This window comes from Streptomyces sp. NPDC038213 (assembly GCF_055600495.1).
The window spans coordinates 39,935-53,841 of the sequence record NZ_JBVJYM010000021.1 but is presented as its reverse complement, the minus strand read 5'-3'; the positions used below and the strand labels follow the sequence as shown (position 1 = coordinate 53,841).

General features: G+C 74.7%; 12 protein-coding genes. 7 read left to right on the top strand and 5 right to left on the bottom strand.

What is annotated here, in order from left to right; all coding sequences use genetic code 11:
• Positions 1-59 precede the first annotated feature (59 nt).
• The gene (locus ACZ7JZ_RS25135) at positions 60-1,175 is read left to right on the top strand and encodes an MBL fold metallo-hydrolase (RefSeq protein ID WP_470943169.1); all 1,116 of its coding nucleotides are present in this window, start codon (positions 60-62) and stop codon (positions 1,173-1,175) included.
• Between the two features lie 47 nt (positions 1,176-1,222).
• Here ACZ7JZ_RS25135 and ACZ7JZ_RS25130 read toward each other — a convergent pair whose 3' ends face one another.
• Both ACZ7JZ_RS25130 and ACZ7JZ_RS25125 read right to left on the bottom strand, forming a co-directional pair.
• Positions 1,223-1,915: a DedA family protein gene (locus tag ACZ7JZ_RS25130; RefSeq protein WP_470943053.1), complete on the bottom strand. Its 693-nt coding sequence runs from the start codon at positions 1,913-1,915 to the stop codon at positions 1,223-1,225.
• Complete coding sequence (locus tag ACZ7JZ_RS25125; RefSeq protein WP_470943167.1) at positions 1,915-2,679, bottom strand: MBL fold metallo-hydrolase; 765 nt, start codon at positions 2,677-2,679, stop codon at positions 1,915-1,917. Before ACZ7JZ_RS25125 ends, ACZ7JZ_RS25130 begins: the two co-directional genes overlap by 1 nt.
• Positions 2,680-2,870: 191 nt before the next feature.
• Here ACZ7JZ_RS25125 and ACZ7JZ_RS25120 point away from each other — a divergent pair, with 191 nt between their 5' ends.
• From ACZ7JZ_RS25120 to ACZ7JZ_RS25110, 3 genes are all read left to right on the top strand, one after another.
• Positions 2,871-3,275: a hypothetical protein gene (locus tag ACZ7JZ_RS25120; RefSeq protein WP_470943051.1), complete on the top strand. Its 405-nt coding sequence runs from the start codon at positions 2,871-2,873 to the stop codon at positions 3,273-3,275.
• Positions 3,276-3,404: 129 nt separating this feature from the next.
• Positions 3,405-5,447 (top strand): phage holin family protein, encoded by a 2,043-nt coding sequence (locus ACZ7JZ_RS25115; protein ID WP_470943049.1) that lies wholly within the window; start codon positions 3,405-3,407, stop codon positions 5,445-5,447.
• A gap of 234 nt (positions 5,448-5,681) precedes the next feature.
• Complete coding sequence (locus ACZ7JZ_RS25110) at positions 5,682-7,160, top strand: amino acid permease (RefSeq protein WP_470943047.1); 1,479 nt, start codon at positions 5,682-5,684, stop codon at positions 7,158-7,160.
• Here ACZ7JZ_RS25110 and ACZ7JZ_RS25105 read toward each other — a convergent pair.
• Positions 7,148-8,728: an RNA polymerase sigma factor gene (locus tag ACZ7JZ_RS25105; RefSeq protein ID WP_470943045.1), complete on the bottom strand. Its 1,581-nt coding sequence runs from the start codon at positions 8,726-8,728 to the stop codon at positions 7,148-7,150. The two genes, ACZ7JZ_RS25110 and ACZ7JZ_RS25105, sit on opposite strands and share 13 nt — an antisense overlap.
• Before the next feature lie 214 nt (positions 8,729-8,942).
• Positions 8,943-9,704 carry a class I SAM-dependent methyltransferase gene (locus ACZ7JZ_RS25100; RefSeq protein ID WP_470943043.1) on the bottom strand — a complete coding sequence of 254 codons (762 nt, stop codon included), beginning with the start codon at positions 9,702-9,704 and terminating at the stop codon, positions 8,943-8,945.
• A 207-nt stretch (positions 9,705-9,911) separates the two neighbouring features.
• Between ACZ7JZ_RS25100 and ACZ7JZ_RS25095 the strand changes: the two genes are divergently transcribed.
• The 3 genes from ACZ7JZ_RS25095 (at position 9,912) to ACZ7JZ_RS25085 (ending at position 13,074) form a co-directional block, all read left to right on the top strand.
• The gene (locus ACZ7JZ_RS25095; protein WP_470943041.1) at positions 9,912-10,775 is read left to right on the top strand and encodes a bifunctional 5,10-methylenetetrahydrofolate dehydrogenase/5,10-methenyltetrahydrofolate cyclohydrolase; all 864 of its coding nucleotides are present in this window, start codon (positions 9,912-9,914) and stop codon (positions 10,773-10,775) included.
• Positions 10,776-10,965: 190 nt separating this feature from the next.
• Positions 10,966-12,510 carry a peptide MFS transporter gene (locus tag ACZ7JZ_RS25090; protein WP_470943040.1) on the top strand — a complete coding sequence of 515 codons (1,545 nt, stop codon included), beginning with the start codon at positions 10,966-10,968 and terminating at the stop codon, positions 12,508-12,510.
• 147 nt (positions 12,511-12,657) lie between these two features.
• Positions 12,658-13,074, top strand: coding sequence for a hypothetical protein (locus tag ACZ7JZ_RS25085; RefSeq protein ID WP_470943039.1), 417 nt, complete (start codon positions 12,658-12,660; stop codon positions 13,072-13,074).
• Here ACZ7JZ_RS25085 and ACZ7JZ_RS25080 read toward each other — a convergent pair.
• Positions 13,060-13,875 carry a helix-turn-helix domain-containing protein gene (locus ACZ7JZ_RS25080; protein WP_470943037.1) on the bottom strand — a complete coding sequence of 272 codons (816 nt, stop codon included), beginning with the start codon at positions 13,873-13,875 and terminating at the stop codon, positions 13,060-13,062. The two genes, ACZ7JZ_RS25085 and ACZ7JZ_RS25080, sit on opposite strands and share 15 nt — an antisense overlap.
• Between the last annotated feature and the right edge of the window lie 32 nt (positions 13,876-13,907).

The window sequence follows — 13,907 nt, the reverse complement described above, 5'->3', positions numbered from 1 at the left end:
CCCGAAGACCTGTCCCCGACGAGCTGTCCCGAAGGGAACCGCCCCCGATGACGGAGCAGATGGCGCAGCAGCCGGCGCCCACGGAACCGCACGAGGACCCGCACCGGCCGGACCCGCGGGGGCGGGGCCGGCGCGGGCGTGGCCGACGGGGGGCCGCGGCGGACCCTGCCGCGCCCGCCCCGTCGGCCGCGGGCACCTCTCCACACCCTCCGCCGCCTCCCCTCCCGGCCGGCGGGCTCCGGGGGCGGCGCTGGCCGCGCTCCTTCGCCGACCGGCTGACCTCCCCCCTGCCGGGGTTGCGCTCCTTCGCCCGGCTCGCGCGCGAAGGGGCCTTCCGGCCCGGGCCCGCGGGGCTCCTCGGCATCCCCGACCTGCCGTACGCGCCCGGCCCGATGCCGCCCGTCCCGGCCGGCGGGGTGGGGCTGACCTGGGCGGGCCACGCCAGCTGGGTGGTCCGGATCGGGGGGCTCACCGTCCTCACCGACCCGGTGTGGTCCCGGAAGATCCTCGGCACCCCCGCCCGGATCACCCCGGTCGGCGTGCGGTGGGAGGACCTGCCGCCGGTGGACGCCGTCGTGATCAGCCACAACCACTACGACCACCTCGACGCCCCGACCCTGCGGCGGCTGCCCCGCTCCACCCCGCTCTTCGTGCCCGCCGGGCTGGCCCGCTGGTGCCGGCGGCGCGGCTTCACGGCGGTCACCGAGCTCGACTGGTGGGAGGCCGCCGAACTGGGCGGCGTACGCTTCGAGTTCGTACCGGCCCACCACTGGTCCAAGCGCTCCCTGACCGACACCTGCCGGACCCTGTGGGGCGGCTGGGTGCTCTCCTGCGGGGCGCGGAGCGTGTACTTCGCGGGGGACACGGGGTACGGGCACTGGTTCGCCGAGATCGGGCGCCGGCACCCCGGGCTGGACCTGGCGCTCCTGCCGATCGGCGCGTACGCGCCGCGGTGGTGGCTGCGGGAGGTCCACGCGGACCCGGAGGAGGCCGTACGGGCCTTCCAGGACGTGGGGGCGCGGCGGATGGTGCCGATGCACTGGGCGACGTTCGTCCTGTCCGCGGAGCCGGTGCTGGAACCGCTGCTGCGCCTGCGCGCCGCGTGGGAGCGGGCCGCCCTCCCCCGCGACACCCTCTGGGACCTCCCGGTAGGCGCCTCCCGCACCCTCCCCTGACCCCGGTCCCCGCCCGGCCCCCGGGGCTCCGCCCCGGAAGGGGCGGTTTAGCGGCCGCGGGCGCGGCGCCACGCCGCAGGGGCCGCGCCCAGGGCGACCGCCAGGGCGACGGCCAGGGCGACGCCCTTCCACGGTTCGGCGAAGAGGGAGCCGCCCAGGATGCCGATCAGCTGGTACGTCGCCGCCCAGGCCAGGCACGCCGGCGCATCCCCCCGCGCGAACACCCGCATCGGCATCCGCGCCAGCAGGCACGCCAGCATCACCGGGATCCGCCCCGCCGGCACCAGCCGGGACAGCACCAGCACCAGGACCCCGTGCTCCTCCAGCCGGGTCTGCGCGGCAGCCAGCCGGTCCGGGGCCGCCCGGCTGCGCAGCCGCTCCAGCCAGCGCGAGCCGCCCCGCGAGCGGACCCCGCGCTGCCCGAGCCAGTACAGCGCCATGTCGCCGGTGAAGGCGGCCAGCGCCGATACCGCGAACACCAGCAGCAGCCCCACCGGCAGGCTCTGGTGGAAGGCCACCACCGCGGCCGAACTGACCAGCGCCCCGGTCGGGATGACCGGCACCAGCGCCCCCAGCGCCACCAGCACGAACAGCGCCGGATACCCCACCGCCTGCTGCGCGGCATCCGGCGGCACCGCGCTCACCGTGCCCGCCGGCCCGGTCGGGTCCACGGCCCGTACCGCCCCGGCGACGGCACCCGACACGGTCAGCGCCGCCCCCGCGGCCAGTCGCATCAGCATCAGCCGGCCACCACGCCCTCCCCGTGCCCCAGCCGGTGCACGGTCGCCCCCGGGGCCAGCAGCCCCGCCTGCCGTACGAACTCCCCGCCCGGCGCGTGGAACTCGTGCGGCCGCACCGCGTCCATGCCGATCGGCCAGTACGTCCCGTAGTGCACCGGCACCGCCGCCGCCGCGCCCAGCTGCGCCAGCGCCCGCGCCGCCGCCCGCGCGTCGAGGTGCCCCGCGCCAAGGAACGGCCCCCAGCCGCCCACCGGCAGCAGGGCCACGTCCACCGGGCCCACCTCCCGCGCCATCGAGTCGAACAGCCCGGTGTCCCCCGCGAAGTACGTACGGGACGAGCCCTCGACCACGTACCCCAGCGCCGGGCACCGGTGCGGCCCGAACGGCAGCCGCCGCCCGTCGTGCGCCGCGCTCACCACCCGCACGCGCACCGCCCCGAACTCCACCACGTCCCCCGGCGTGACCTCCGTGATCCGCGCCCCCGCCAGCCGCCGCAGCCCCGGCACCGCCCCCCCCGCCCCCCGCGGCACCAGCAGCCGGGTGCCCGGCGCGAGCTTCGCCAGCGAGGGCAGGTGCAGGTGGTCGGAGTGCAGGTGCGAGACCAGCACCGCATCGGCCTCCGCGGCCGAGGCGGGCGGCAACTCCCCGCAGCGGCGCCGCAGATGCGCCAGCCGCCGGACGAACAGCGGGTCCGTCAGGAAGCGCACGCCCGAGTCCTCGACCGTACAGGTGGCATGACCCCACCAGGTGATCCCCGCCGGCACGCGCCGCCCCTCTCCGCCGACCCGCTCCGCGAGGCCCGCCCCGCGGACCTCCCCGGCCGGTTCCGGAACCGGCCGCACCCTCCGAGCTTAGGCCGTCCCTTCCCGATCTTGCCGGGTCCGCCAAGCCGTCCCTTCCCGATCTTGCCGGGAGACGGCCCGGGCCGCAGCCCGGCGGAGTAGGGTCGGGCGGCATGGATGAGGTGCGCGTGGCCGCGATCGCGAGCCTGGCCCCGCTCGAGGAGCTCGACAGCGACCCCTTTGCGGTCGACACCCGCAGCCAGCACGCCATGTGCGCCCGCTGGGCCGCCGACCAGGGGTACGTGGTCACCCGGCAGCTGCTCTTCTACGGGCTGCGCCCCGACCACGTCGGACTGTGGACCGACGTGGACGCCGGACAGGTCGACCTGTTCGTCGCGCCGAACCGCCGCGTCCTGGCCCGCGCCCTGAGCTCGGTCGAGGAGTTCACCGCCGCATGCGACCGGCGCGGGATCCGGCTCGAAACCGTCGGCCGGGACGAACCGTCCTACACCCCCGCCATGAAGGCCGAGGTCCACCGCCGCCTGTCCATGCCCACGGCCGGGTACGACGGCACCTGACGCAGCCTCCGCCGCCTCCCCCGGACGGCCCCCCGTTCGTGCGAGGCTGGGCCCGGGACCCGCAGGCCGTGGCGCGGGTCGGGGGCCGGGGTCCCCCCGGAGCGGTCCGGGGGAGTGAGGTGGGACTGCGTGCACGACGGGCGATGGCGTAGGGCGGGCAGCGCCCTGTTCCGGGTGGCGACGGTGTGGGCGGTGTCCACGCTGACCATGCTCGCCCTCGCGGGCATCCTCCCGGACTTCCAGCTCCAGTCCGACGACGGAGACAGCACCACCCGCATCGCCCTCACCGCCGCCTGGGGCGCGGGCGCCTTCGGCCTGCTGAACGCCCTGGTCTGGCCGGTGCTGGTACGGGCGGTGCTGCTGGTCCCCGCCCTCGTCCTCGGCCTGCTCGTCTTCTTCCTCAGCGGCTCCCTGCTGCTCATCGCCCTCGGCCTGATCCCCGACGGGCGCGGCGAGGCCGACTGGCAGACCGCCGTCGTCGTCGCCGCCGTGATGTCCGCCGTGGCCTCCGCGACCGCCACCGCCCTGGCCGTGCGCGACGACGACGCCTACCGCCGCCGCCTCTACCGGCTCGCCGACCGCAGGCGCCGCCGCCAGCACCGGGTCCACGCCGCCGGCGCCTCCGAGGCCCGGCCCGGACTGGTCTTCCTCCAGCTCGACGGGGTCGGGTACGAGGTCCTGCGGCAGGCCGCGGCCACCGGCCTGATGCCCGCCACCGCCCGGATGCTGGAGCGCACCCACCGCCTGATGCCCTGGCACACCGACTGGTCCAGCCAGACCGGCGCCAGCCAGCTCGGCATCCTGCACGGCTCCAACTTCGACGTGCCGGCCTTCCGCTGGTACGAGAAGGACACCGGCGAGATCGTGGTCTGCAACCGGCCCACCAGCGCCGCCGAACTCCAGCGCCGCGCCGTGCGCCGCACCGGCGACCCCGGGCTGCTCAGCCTCGACGGGGCCAGCCGCGGCAACCTCTTCAGCGGCGGCGCCGACCAGCTCGCCCTGGTGCTGTCCGTCTCCGCCCGCCGCGGCCGCGACAACCGCTCCCGCGCCGGCTACTTCGCCTACTTCTCCGACCCCGCCAACTCCGTGCGCACCGCCCTGTCCCTGGTCGCCGAGGTGTTCCGCGAGATCGGCCAGTCCGTACGGGCCCGGCTGCGCGGCGACCGGCCGCGGGTGGCCCGCGGCGGGCTCTACCCCTTCATCCGGGCCTTCGCCACCGTCGTGGAGCGGGACGTCGTCGTCGCGGCCGTGATCGGCGACATGCTCGCCGGGCGCGCCGCCGTCTACGCCGACCTGGTCGCGTACGACGAGGTCGCCCACCACTCCGGGCCGCGGCACAAGGACACCGAGCAGGTGCTCAGGCGCCTGGACCGCAGCGTGGAGCTGATCGAGAAGGTGGCCGCGCACGCCCCGCGCTCGTACCGGCTCGTCCTGCTCTCCGACCACGGCCAGAGCCCCGGAGAGACCTTCCTCGGCCGCTACGGTCTCACCCTGCGCGACCTCGTACGGGCCGGCTGCGGCCTGCCGGTGCCGCGGCGCGCCGGGCGCACCCCCAGCGGGGCCGAGGCCCGGGCGGCCGTGCTCGCGGCCCTGCACCGGCCCGTGGAGGAGGGCGTGGAGGAGCGCCCGGGAACCGGCTCCGCCCCGGTGGTCCTCGCCTCCGGGAACCTGGGGCTGATCTCCTTCCCCGACGTACCGCTGCGGATGGACCGGGTCGCGATCGAGCGCCGCCACCCCGCCCTGCTCGCCACCCTCGCCAACCACCCCGGCGTCGGCTTCCTGCTGGTCGACGGGGAGGTCCTGGCCCGGGACGGGGCCGTGGCCCGGCTCGACGCCCCGGGGGAGGCCGAAGCGCTGCTGGCGGACTTCGGACCCGGCGCGGCCGAGGCGGTCCGCCGCACCGACTCCTTCCCGCACGCCCCCGACATCATGGTGAACTCGGCGTACGACCCGGCCACCGGCGCGGTGCACGCCTTCGAGGAGCAGATCGGCTCGCACGGCGGCCTGGGCGGGGAGCAGGGCCGCCCCTTCCTCATGTGGCCCGCCGTGCTCTCCGAACCGCCCGAGCGGATCACCGGCGCCGAACAGGTCCACCTGGTCCTGCGGCGCTGGCTCTGGCAGGCGGCCGACGGCCCGCTGCCCGCCTCCGGCGGCGACCTCGCCCAGGAGTAGCCCCTCCGTCCCCCTGACCTGCCCGGTTCCGGTCGGGGGCGCCGCCGCGGGCAGGTGCCCGCCCGCGGCCGGAATCCTCCGCCGGCGGGGACCGTACGGCGGAGGATCTGCGGGACCCGGGGTGGGGCTGCCGCAGGAATCCCGGCGATTTGGCGGGAAATGCCTGGTCGCTGACCATATGCAGCGGTCCGGTACCCCCGGGCCCTCCTGCACCACGAGAGGCACCACCCCGCGATGCTCACGAGGCACCCCCGGCGGCCCGGGTCCCCCACCCCGGACTCCGCCCCCGTCCCCGGCCCCGCCGTCCCCGGCTCCGCCCCCGCCGCCCCCGCCGGGGACCGGCACGCCCGCCGCTTCGGCCTCCCCGTGGCCACGGCCCTGGTCACGGGCAACATCATCGGCGGCGGGATCTTCCTGCTCCCCGCCTCCGTCGCCCCCTTCGGCACGGTCAGCCTGCTCGCCTTCGGCGTGCTGACGGCCGGCGCGATATGCCTGGCCCTGGTCTTCGGCCGGCTCGCCGCCCGCCACCCGCGGACCGGCGGCCCGTACGTGTACGCCCGCGCCGCCTTCGGCGATTTCGCGGGCTTCCTCGCCGCCTGGAGCTACTGGATCACGGCCTGGGTGTCGAACGCCGCCCTCGCCGTCGCCTCCACCGGCTACCTCGCCGTGCTCTTCCCGGGCCTCGGGGACCACACCTGGACCCTGTGCCTGGCCGCGCTGGCCGTGCAGTGGCTGCCCGCCCTCGCCAACCTGGCCGGCACCCGGTACGTCGGCGCCGTCCAGCTCACGGCCACGGTCCTGAAGTTCGTACCGCTGCTGGTCGTGGCCGTCGGCGGGCTGTTCTTCTTCGACCCCGCCCACACCGGGCCCTTCCTCGCGGAGGGCGCGGGCGGCTCCGCGCTCGGCGCGGTCTCCGCCTCCGCCGCCATCCTGCTCTTCAGCTACCTCGGCGTGGAGTCCGCGGCCGTCAGCGCGGGCGAGGTCCGCGATCCGCGGCGCAACGTCGGCCGCGCCACCGTGCTCGGCACCCTGGGGGCCGCCGCCGTGTACCTGCTCGGCACCCTCGCGGTCTTCGGCCTGGTCCCGCACGAGCGGCTGGTCGACTCGCAGGCCCCCTTCTCGGACGCCGTGGACGCCATGTTCGGCGGCGGCTGGGGCGGCACCCTGGTCGCGGGCGCGGCCGTGGTCTCCATCCTCGGCGCCCTCAACGGCTGGACCCTGCTCAGCGCCCAGACCCCGTACGCGGCCGCCCGCGACGGGCTCTTCCCCGGGGTCTTCGCCCGCCGCAGCCGCGGGGTGCCGGTCGCCGGGGTCCTGGTCACCGTGGTCCTCGCCTCCGCACTGACCGTCTACAACTACACGGCCGGCCCGGCGGGGGTCTTCGAGGTCCTGGTCCTCGTCACCACCTTCACCGCCACCGTGCCGTACCTGCTCGCCACCGCGGCCCAGCTGTACTTCCTGCTGTCGGGGCAGGGGGAGCGCGTGGACCGGCGCCGGCTGGTGCGCGACGGGTTCCTCGCCGCCGCGGCCGCCGCCTTCTCCCTGTGGCTGGTCGCCGGCGCGGGCTACGCAGCCGTCTACCAGGGGGTCCTGTTCCTCTTCGCGGGCGTGCTCGTCTACGCCGTCATGTCCGCCCGGACACGCCGGAGGCCCGGCACCCCGCAAGGGGCACCGGGCCTCACCGGGCCTGCTCGACGGGATCAGTCGAGGTAGTCGCGCAGCACCTGGGAGCGGGACGGGTGGCGCAGCTTCGACATGGTCTTCGACTCGATCTGGCGGATCCGCTCGCGGGTCACGCCGTACACGCGGCCGATCTCGTCCAGGGTCTTCGGCTGGCCGTCGTTCAGCCCGTACCGCATGGAGACCACGCCCGCCTCGCGCTCGGACAGGGTGCCGAGGATCGACTGGAGCTGCTCCTGCAGGAAGGTGAAGGACACGGCGTCGGCCGGCACGACCGCCTCGGAGTCCTCGATGAGGTCACCGAACTCGCTGTCGCCCTCCTCACCCAGCGGGGTGTGGAGGGAGATCGGCTCGCGGCCGTACTTCTGGACCTCGATGACCTTCTCCGGGGTCATGTCGAGCTCCTTGCCCAGCTCCTCCGGGGTGGGCTCGCGGCCCAGGTCCTGGAGCATCTGGCGCTGCACGCGGGCGAGCTTGTTGATGATCTCGACCATGTGCACGGGGATGCGGATCGTGCGCGACTGGTCCGCCATCGCACGCGTGATGGCCTGGCGGATCCACCAGGTCGCGTACGTGGAGAACTTGAAGCCCTTGGTGTAGTCGAACTTCTCCACCGCGCGGATCAGGCCGACGTTGCCCTCCTGGATCAGGTCCAGGAAGAGCATGCCGCGGCCGGTGTAGCGCTTGGCCAGCGAGACCACGAGGCGGAGGTTGGCCTCCAGCAGGTGGTTCTTGGCCCTGCGGCCGTCCTCGACCAGGATCTCCAGCTCGCGCCGGTACGCGGGCTTGAGGTCCTCCTCCTCTTCGAGCTTGTACTCGGAGAACAGGCCCGCCTCGATCCGCTTGGCGAGCTCGACCTCCTGCTCGGCGTTGAGGAGCGGCACCTTGCCGATCAGCTTCAGGTAGTCCTTGACGGGGTCGGCGGTGGCACCGGCGACCATGACGGTCTGCGCCGGGGCGTCGTCGTCGTCCTCGTCGGACAGCACGAAGCCCTGGCCGCCCGCCTTCGCCGGCTCCTCCTCGGCCTCGTCCTCGAGGTTCTCGAACAACTCCTCGTTCTCGACGTCCACGGCCTCTTCGCCGTCGGCGTCCTTCGCGGTCTTCTTCGCCGCCGTCTTCTTGGCGACGGTCTTCTTCGCGGCGGTCTTCTTGACCGTGCGCTTCTTCGGCTCGGCGGCGGACTCGGCGTCCCCGGCGGCCGAAGCACCGGCCTCCGCCGCGGGCTGAGCGGATATGGCCGCAGCAGCGGCCGCGGGGGCGGTGGCGGCCGTCTTGCGCGCGCCGATGGGGCGCGGCGCTGCGGCAGCCTTCTTCACCGTGGTGCGGGCGGGGGCCGCGGCGGCCTTGCGGGGCTTCTTCGCAGCGGTCTTCGCAGCGGGGGCCGCGCTCACGTGCAGGGCGACGCCCTCCTCGTCCAGCACCTGGTTCAGGCTGCGCAGGACCCGCTTCCACTGGTCCACCGGGATGCGGCCGGCCTCGAAGGCCTGCCGAACATCGTCACCGTTGATGTGACCCTGCTCGCGGCCGCGCTCGACGAGCGCGACGAGGGCCTCCGATTCGGCGATCTCCGGAGGGAACGTACGGGACGGGCTGAGCGACACAAGGAGCCTCTCGTTGCGAACAGACAAAGGACGGCGGGACATCTTCGCGCGACGACGGGTGCAGGAACCGGGCGGGGTCTCCGCACCGGCGCCGCGCAAGGACACCTGTCGGTTCATCGCACGCCCGAGAGGATTCGTTACGCACGGAATTGAGTGACCTGCGCCACGCTGTCTGCGCGCCGTCTCCACGGAGCCAACGCCCGGCACCCCGGGATCATTCCGGTTTGCGGGCCTCGATCAGGAATCGCGCGGTGTGGGCGACGAACGGACCGTTCCGCTCGATCTGGTCGTGGAGCTCGCGGAGCCGGTCCCGGTAGTGGCCGACCGTGAAGCCGGGCACCATCCAGATGACCTTCCGGAGGAAGTAGATCACGGCTCCGATGTCGTTGAACTCCGTACGCAGGCGCTCCGAGCGCAGGTCCAGCACCTCGAGGCCGGCCGCCTCCGCCCCCGCGACCGCGTCGTCCGGGTGCCGGCCGCGCCGGACCTCCTCCGGCTGCGGGCCGAGGAAGTACTCGACCAGCTCGAAGACGCTCGCCGGGCCGACCTGCTGGGAGAAGTACGTGCCCCCCGGGCGCAGCACCCGGGCGATCTCCTCCCACCAGATCGTCACCGGATGCCGGCTGGAGACCAGGTCGAAGGACCCGTCCGCGAAGGGCAGCGGCGGCTCGTCGGAGTCGGCGACCACGACCGCGCCGAGCGGGTGGAGCAGCGCCGCGGCCTTCGCCACGTTCGGCGGCCAGGACTCCGTGGCCGCCGTCAGCCGGGGCAGCGGTCCGGCCCCGGCCAGCACCTCGCCGCCGCCGGTCTGGACGTCCAGGGCGGCCCCGGCCCGCGCCAGGCGCTCGCCCAGCATGCGCTGGTACCCCCAGGAGGGCCGCTGCTCGGTGGCGCGGCCGTCGAGCCAGGAGAAGTCCCAGCCCGCCACGGACACGGACTCGGCTTCGGCGACCAGTTTGTCGAAAGTAGGCGTCATGTCGTGATCGTTCCAGTTGTCCCGGCCCTACGGCCAGCACATTTTCATTGGGTACGCTGGGCGGCGGCCGTGACTGGCGCTTGGGTGGATCACCACCGGGGAGCGGCCCGGCGTACCGCGGTACGCCGATCCCGTGCGTACGTCCGTACGCCGGTGCCGCGCGCCTGGGCGACCCGCGAACCCGCAGCGACGTTCCAGGAGACCCCTATGACGACTGCCACCGCCCGACTGATGGACGGCACCGCCGTCGCCCGCCGCATCAGCGAGGAGACCGCCGCCCGCGCCGCGCAGATCACCGAGCGCACCGGGACGGCCCCCTGCCTGGCCACCGTGCTCGTCGGCGAGGACCCCGCGTCCGTGACCTACGTGCGCATGAAGCAGAACCGCTGCGCCAAGGCCGGCATCACCTCCCGGCACGTGGCCCTGCCCGCCGAGACCACCACCGAGGAGCTCGTCGCCACGATCACGGCCCTTTCCGAGGACCCGGAGATCAGCGGCATCCTGCTCCAGCACCCGGTCCCGCACCACATCGACGAGCGCGCCGCCTTCGAGGCCATCGCCCCAAGCAAGGACGTGGACGGGGTCACCATGCACTCGTTCGCCGCCATGGGCTTCGGCCTTCCGGGCTTCGTCTCCTGCACCCCCGGCGGGATCATGCGGCTCCTCGCGGAGTACGACGTGGACCTCACCGGCAAGCACGCCGTGGTCGTCGGCCGCAGCGCCATCCTCGGCAAGCCGGCCGGCATGCTCCTGCTGGAGCAGAACGCCACCGTCACCTACTGCCACTCCCGCACCAAAGACCTCGCCTCCCACATCCGCCAGGCGGACGTCCTGATCGCCGCGGTCGGCAAGGCCGAGTTCATCAGCGGCGAGGACATCAAGCCCGGCGCGGTGGTCCTGGACGCCGGGTACAACGAGGGCAACGTGGGCGACGTCCACTTCGAGTCCGCGGCCGCCCGCGCCTCCCTCATCACCCCGGTCCCGGGCGGCGTCGGCCCGATGACCATCGCCGTCCTGCTGGAGCAGACCGTGCAGGCCGCGGCCGCCCACGCGGGCATCGACCCGGCCTGACCGGGCGTACGGCTCGGGCCGTGCGTGCGGCCGGGGCGGGACGTGCGGCCGGGGCGGGACGTACGGCCGCCCCCTCCGGCCGCCCCCGGGACCAAGGCCCCGGGCCCTGCGGCCCGGGGCCCTGCCCGCACCCCCGCACCCGGCCGAAAGAAGGATCCCCGCCGGGGCCCCGCCGGGCTGCACTGGTCAGGTGAACGCCAACGCCCCGATGGACACGAAGCCGCAGCACGGACCGCCCGCGGGACCGGCCGCCGGGCCTGTTGCCGGGCCTGCTGCGGGCCGCCCCCGCCGCCACCCGCGCGGGCTCGCCACCCTCGTCCTCGCCGAGATGTGGGAGCGCTTCAGCCTCTACGGCATGGTCGCGATCCTCGTGCACTTCCTGGCCGCGCCCCGCGCGGCGGGCGGCATGGGCCTCGCGCAGGGCAGCGCGGAGGCCGTCGAGGGTGTGTACATGGCCATGATCTGCCTGCTGGCCCTGCCCGGCGGCTGGATCGCCGACCGCTTCCTCGGCGCCCGCCGCGCCGTCCTGTGGGGCGGGCTCGTGATCATGGCGGGCCACCTGGCCATGGCCGTCCCGAGCGCCGCCGCCGTCTGGCCCGGCCTCGCCCTCATCGTCCTGGGCACGGGCCTCCTCAAGCCCAATATCTCCGCCCTCGTCGGCCGCCTGTACGCCCCCGGGGACGACCAGCGCCGCGACGCCGGATTCTCGCTCTTCTACATGGGCATCAACCTCGGCGCCGTCATCGCCCCGCTGATCGTCGGCTACCTCGGAGAGGAGGTGGACTGGCACCTCGGCTTCGGCGCCGCCGCCGTCGGCATGGCCCTCGGCCTGGTCCAGTACGTGCTCGGCGGCCGCCGCCTGGAGGCCTCCCTGCGCCCGGAGCCCGTGGTCCCGCTCAGCCCCGCCGAACGGGCCCGGCTGCGCCGCTCCGGAGGCTGCGCGCTGGCCGCCACGGCCCTGCTGACCGCCGTGCTCGCCGGCGCGCACGCCCTGGACGTGGACAGCATCACCTTCGCCCTGACCCTGGTCGCCGTGGTGGTGCCCGCCGGGGTCCTGGTGTCCATGTACCGCAGCCCCAAGGTGACCGCCACCGAGCGGATCCGCCTGCGCGCGTACGTGTGGCTCTTCCTGGCCGCCACCCTCTTCTGGATGGTCTACGACCAGATGGGCAACGAGCTCAACCTGTTCGCCGCCCAGAAGACCGACATGAGCCTGCTCGGCCACAGCATCCCGGCCAGCTGGACCCAGGCCCTGCCCTCCCTGTTCGTGATCGCCCTGGCCCCGCTGTTCGCCGCGTTCTGGGTCCGCCGCGGCCGCGGTTTCAGCACCCCGCTCAAGTTCGCCCTCGGCCTCCTGCTGGTCGGCGCCTCCTTCCTGGTCATGTCCTCGGCCGCGGCCATCGCCTCCCGGGGCGTCAAGGTCTCCCTGATGTGGCTGGTCGGCGTGTACGCCATCCAGGTCATGGGCGAGATGTGCCTGAGCCCGGTCGGCCTGTCCGTGACCGCCAAGCTCGCCCCGCGGGCCTTCACGAACCAGATGATGGGCGTGTGGTTCCTGGCCGCGGCCGCCGGCGACGGCATCGGCGGCCAGCTCCCGCGGCTCGACCAGGTCCTCGGCCAGAGCCTCAACTTCGCCTGGCAGGGCGCCCTGGTGCTCGCCGCCGGCGCGACGATGCTCTTCTTCACCCGCCGCCTGAAGACCCTGGCCGGCGAATCGGCCCCCGCGGCGGCCTGAGGGGCCGCGGCGGCATTACCTGCGGGGTAATCGACCCGGGTGCACGGCCCGCGGCAAGGTGGTGCCACCGGGATCCGGGGCCGCGCACTCGGCTCCGGGCCCGGCCCCACCCGCTTCGCACCGCGACCCCACGGAGGCTGGTCCGCCATGTCCGCAACCCTGATCGGCACCCTCGCCCGCACCGGTGAGCCGAAGGCGGTGCTGCGCCGGTTCCTCGCCCTCGACTCGGTGGTCACCACCGCCAACGGGCTCGCGTACCTCGCCTTCTCCGCCCCGCTGGGCCGGCTGCTCGGGATCGGGCAGGGGCTCCTCCTGGCCCTCGGCGTCCTGCTCACCGCCTACGGCGCGGCGGTCGGCTGGCTGGCCTCGCGGCGGGAGCCCCCGGTGCTCGCGGTCAGGGCCGTCGTGGAGACCAACTGCCTGTGGGCGGCCCTGAGCCTGGTCGCCCTGTTCGCCTGGTTCACGCCCACCGCCGCCGGAGCCGTGTGGGTCTCGGCCCAGGCCCTCGCCGTGGCCGGGTTCGCCCTGCTCCAGCAGCTCGCCCTGCGCTCAACCCTCAAGTGAGCGAAGGTACTTCACCGTCGCCGCGTCGGCCGGGAGCATCGTCTCGATGGCCAGCTCGGCGACGGTCACGTCCATCGGGGTGTTGAAGGTGGAGATGGAGGACACGAAGGACAGCACGTGCCCGTCGTGCTCGATCACCAGCGGCAGCGCGAAGTACGGGACGGGCCCGGCCGGTTCGGCACCGCCCGGCCGGTCGGGCACCGGATAGGCCGCGACCTCCTCGTACAGGGCGCGCAGCGGCTCCGAGCGGGCCAGGGCGATCTGCCGCTCCATCTGCGCCAGCAGGTGCCCCCGCCACTCCTTGAGGTTGCGGATCCGCGGGGCGAGGCCCTCCGGGTGCAGGGTGATCCGCATGGCGTTCAGCGGCGGTTCCAGCAGGTGCCCCGGCAGGCCGTCCAGCAGCATCGCGATACCCCGGTTCGCGGCCACCACGTGGTAGGTGCCGTCCACGACGACCGCCGGGTACGGCTCGTAGCCGGTCAGCAGCCGCTCGATGCCCTCGCGCAGCAGCCCCATCGAGGGGTCCGCGAGCGGGGTCTGCGCGAACCGGGGTGCGTAACCCGCCGCCAGGAGCAGCGCGTTGCGCTCCCGTACGGGGACGTCCAGGCGGTCGGCGAGCCGCATCAGCAGCTCCTCGCCCGGCCGGGACCGGCCCGTCTCGACGAAGCTGATGTGCCGGGAGGAGGAGCCGGCGCGGTTCGCCAGCTCCAGCTGGCTCATCCCGCGCCGCTCCCGCCAGGTGCGCAGCAGGGGCCCCACCCGGCTGACCGGGGCGGCCGTGGTGTCCGGCGGTGTCGTCATGCCTCGACGGTATGCGACACCGGCCGGGCCCG